General features: G+C 44.2%; 1 protein-coding gene. It reads right to left on the bottom strand.

From position 1 onward, the window contains the following. Nucleotides 1-236: 236 nt before the first annotated feature. Nucleotides 237-1,063, bottom strand: an 827-nt coding sequence (locus MCRY_RS22370; protein WP_085633976.1) for an alpha-1,2-fucosyltransferase, incomplete at its 5' end; no start/stop codon positions are given.

Genomic DNA, 1,063 nt, shown 5'->3' with positions numbered 1-1,063 from the left:
TAACCTGAGCACGCCACCTCAATCATCGAAAACGCGTCAATTCTGCCCCCAGAGCATCAGCGCTTAACTCGGCAGTCAAAGAAAATGAGTTCACTCTAGCGAAGAAGTTCGACTCAATCGCCCGAATGGCACTCAACGTCGCAAAGGCCCCCCCACAAATAAACAGCTGGGCAGTCTTGACCACAAGAAAACACCGTCCATCCTCTCTATCAACTAGGTGTCAAAATTACTGGGTACTACTCACTCAAAATATAATTCCACCCAATTAGCTGATTACTTTCTTCCGACTGAAATGGAAGTTTTACGCGAGGCATATAAACCATCGGATTACTGTTGAAACTTAGAAACGCAGCCCACCAGGCGAAAGTGCTGGTGCCTATTATATAATCCTTGCAACAAATCAAGCTCAAAAAATCGGCAATCGCAGGCTTGACATCAGTCCCAAGCAAGCCACAAACCTCAAAGTCCTGTCCCTTGAAGACTGCCTCGCACCAATCTTTATCATCCGTAAATATAACGAAGTGACGGCCTTTGAACCTTTCAATCGCCTTGAAATAATAGTCTTCATCCATCACCTTATGATGCGGATCTGTTGATAACAGAAAATCGCCTCGACGAACATGAACGCCAACACTGGTGGAATAGAGCTCTTTCCCCTCAGCGAGCAACGTAACATGCTTCTTAAGTATCAGCGAGCGAAGCTCTTCTCGAAAATACAAAGCACTTTGAACATACTGAAAATATCCAAAATGAAACTTAGAATTTATCGCATTGCATGCCTGATCAAAACTTGTATCCGCATCGTAATCATAAAGCAGGTGACCACCCAACTGACGTATATGCGCCTTTCTGAAAATCAACCGGACAATTTTTGCAACGATACCGTTTTCAAAAAAAATGCAGCTCTCCGACGACTGACTATGATCAAAGTCAATCAAATCTGATAGCCGTATACCACCATGAATACCTTTGCCGAGAAGCATCTCGCTGTTACACGATACCGTGTCAGCTGTAACAGATTCGATATACTTAGCCCACGCCAACTGGAACAGCTGATTACCCA

It is taken from the genome of Marivita cryptomonadis (genome assembly GCF_002115725.1).
GTDB classification, from domain to species: domain Bacteria; phylum Pseudomonadota; class Alphaproteobacteria; order Rhodobacterales; family Rhodobacteraceae; genus Marivita; species Marivita cryptomonadis.
Note: the sequence above shows the minus strand (reverse complement) of the source record. Positions and strands in the feature narration are given on the sequence as shown.